A 2,227-nucleotide genomic window follows, 5' to 3' on the forward strand; every position below is an offset into this window, starting at 1 on the left:
TGATCCGATAGGAGGCTTATATTGGTATGGCGGAATTTGAACAAGTCGGTCATGAATCCGGGGGTCATTCCCCGGGTAAAAAGAAATTCCAATTAAACAAAAAGAATATTGTCATTATCGGGTCGGTTGCAATTGGGGTCTTTCTATTAGTCTCCCTTGTGACGCGTGGGCGTCCTGCTGAGGAAGAACAGTACGTGACTTCTGAAGCATTAGAGGGTGATTACTTGGATGGCAATCCTATGAATTCAAGCTTGGTTCAGGCACAGCTACAAAACAATCAATCTCTCATTGAAGGTAGCGTTGATACAGCCTTAAACAACTTTGCAAATGAATTGGGGCAGAACCAAGAATCATTTAAGTCAGATGTAATCGACACCATTACCGATATTGGCAAGGAAAACAAAACGTATGTTGACCAAGTAAAGGACAGCATTTCAAAACAGCTTGCCGATCAAGCGAAGAAATACAGCAACTTGGAAACAGAAAATGACCAGCTTCATAAAGAACTGGAAAAGCTGAAGAACGCGAAACCGTCAACACCTGCCAAAACGACAACACCTGCTAAAAAACCGTCAACCCCGGCTAAAAAGCCATCGCCAGCGAAAAAACCGTCTACACCAAAATACAAAACGGTGACGGTGAAAAAAGGTGACACGTTGTCAGAATTGACGCAGAAATATGGTAAGGGTGGTACAAAAGCCGCGTATATGGAAACAGCCAAGTTTAACAAACTCAAAGACCCGAACAAAATTAAACCGGGTCAGAAAATCAAAATCCTGACAAAGTAGGTGGAAGTATGGGCGTAAATATAAAGCCGTTTATCAAAGACGCGCAAGCCATACAGAAAGAAACTGGCATCCCTGCATCCATCATACTGGGTCAAATCATGTTAGAATCAGGCGGTTCAAACCCGGGCGGATTGTCCGGGCTTGCCTACTACTCTAAGAACCTATTTGGAATAAAGGGAAGAGGTACAGCAGGAAGTGCCACGATGGGTACGACCGAAGTATATAACGGTAAGACCTATCACGTGAAGGATGGCTTTGCAAAGTACAACAGCTATCAAGATTCCATACGCGCCCACGCGGAACTATTATCCAAGCCGCGTTATGCGTCAAAGCTGAAGAACGCAAAAAGCGTTGAGGACTATGCGAAGGGAATCAAAGCTGGAGGGTATGCAACAGACCCTAACTATGTAAATAAGCTTCTCGGCATTATCAGCAGTAACAACCTTCACCAGTACGATGATAAGGACATTACATTCAAAGGAACGTCAGGAGCCGGGGCGACAGGTGGGGATTCTTCATCTTCAGGCACTGACGACAAATCATATTTATCAAATATCATGTTCGGCGTGTTCAGATGGTCTCTTATTCTCGGGCTTGCTATCATTGCAATCGTGTTCTTTATGAAAGCCTTCCCAGCAGTCGGAGACGTTGCGAAAGGTACAGCATCCACCGCAATGGATTTTGTTCCGGGTGGTCGTGCTGTCAAATCTGTTTCTAAGGGAGCCAAAGCCATTAAGAAAGGACGCAGCGCGTCAAACCACATCAAGAAAGCCGCTACAATAGCAAAAGGAGTGAACAAGAATGCCGGAACTAGTCAAACAGCCGGGGGATGACCATAAAAAGAGTACATGGCGTGAACAGACCGTCACCATGCTACCGGGCGACATTACAACGGTTTATTTTGACGACACAAAGCCGAACCATTCAGCCATAACAAATAACACAAGTCAGATCGTGTACGTACACGAGCGCCCGAGCGTGTCGCCTAACAATTATCTTTTAGCCGTAGCGCCGGGGTCAACAAAGCTTTTGGCGCGACCGCTCGGCTATCACACAATCTACCTTGACGCCGCGATCGTGCAGCCCGAAAAAGTCCGGGTCGAATCTTGGATTGAGAAATTTACAGCGTCATCTATACCACAGTCCATTGACACCGTTCAGCTTGGGCAGATGACAGGAACCGTAGATATATCAGCGTTACCGCCGCTTGCGGCAGGCGACAAGCATATTGGGAGTGTTGAGATAGATAAGCCTGTCACACTCGGCGGGTCTTCTATCCCGGCGACACAACCTGTACCAACTCGGGAAGCCGGAATGAATGACTTTAGGGTTGGTGGGGTGAGTGTAGGCGTCACGCCTGTAATGGCAAAGTCAGGTTCTAGCAAACTGACAAACCGCCGAGAGTTGACGATCTACCCGCCTAACTCGGGTGTCATTTA

Annotated in this window: 3 protein-coding genes; all 3 read left to right on the forward strand. The window is 46.7% G+C overall.

Features of this window, described 5'->3' with window-relative positions:
• The first annotated feature begins 26 nt into the window (after positions 1-26).
• On the forward strand, positions 27-788 hold the full coding sequence (locus tag ACFQ8T_RS21640) for a LysM peptidoglycan-binding domain-containing protein (RefSeq protein WP_376642739.1): 762 nt from the start codon (positions 27-29) through the stop codon (positions 786-788).
• 8 nt (positions 789-796) lie between these two features.
• Positions 797-1,621 carry a glycoside hydrolase family 73 protein gene (locus tag ACFQ8T_RS21645; protein WP_376642737.1) on the forward strand — a complete coding sequence of 275 codons (825 nt, stop codon included), beginning with the start codon at positions 797-799 and terminating at the stop codon, positions 1,619-1,621.
• Positions 1,590-2,227, forward strand: a 638-nt coding sequence (locus ACFQ8T_RS21650) for a hypothetical protein (protein ID WP_430548511.1), incomplete at its 3' end; no start/stop codon positions are given. The genes ACFQ8T_RS21645 and ACFQ8T_RS21650, both read left to right, overlap by 32 nt.

The organism is Isoptericola sp. NPDC056618, assembly GCF_042792715.1.
In the GTDB taxonomy this organism is placed as follows: domain Bacteria; phylum Actinomycetota; class Actinomycetes; order Actinomycetales; family Cellulomonadaceae; genus Isoptericola; species Isoptericola nanjingensis.

Coding starts and splice junctions, on each gene's coding strand:
- ACFQ8T_RS21640 (WP_376642739.1), top strand. CDS start 27: ATGGCGGAATTTGAACAAGTCGGTCATGAATCCGGGGGTCATTCCCCG.
- ACFQ8T_RS21645 (WP_376642737.1), top strand. CDS start 797: ATGGGCGTAAATATAAAGCCGTTTATCAAAGACGCGCAAGCCATACAG.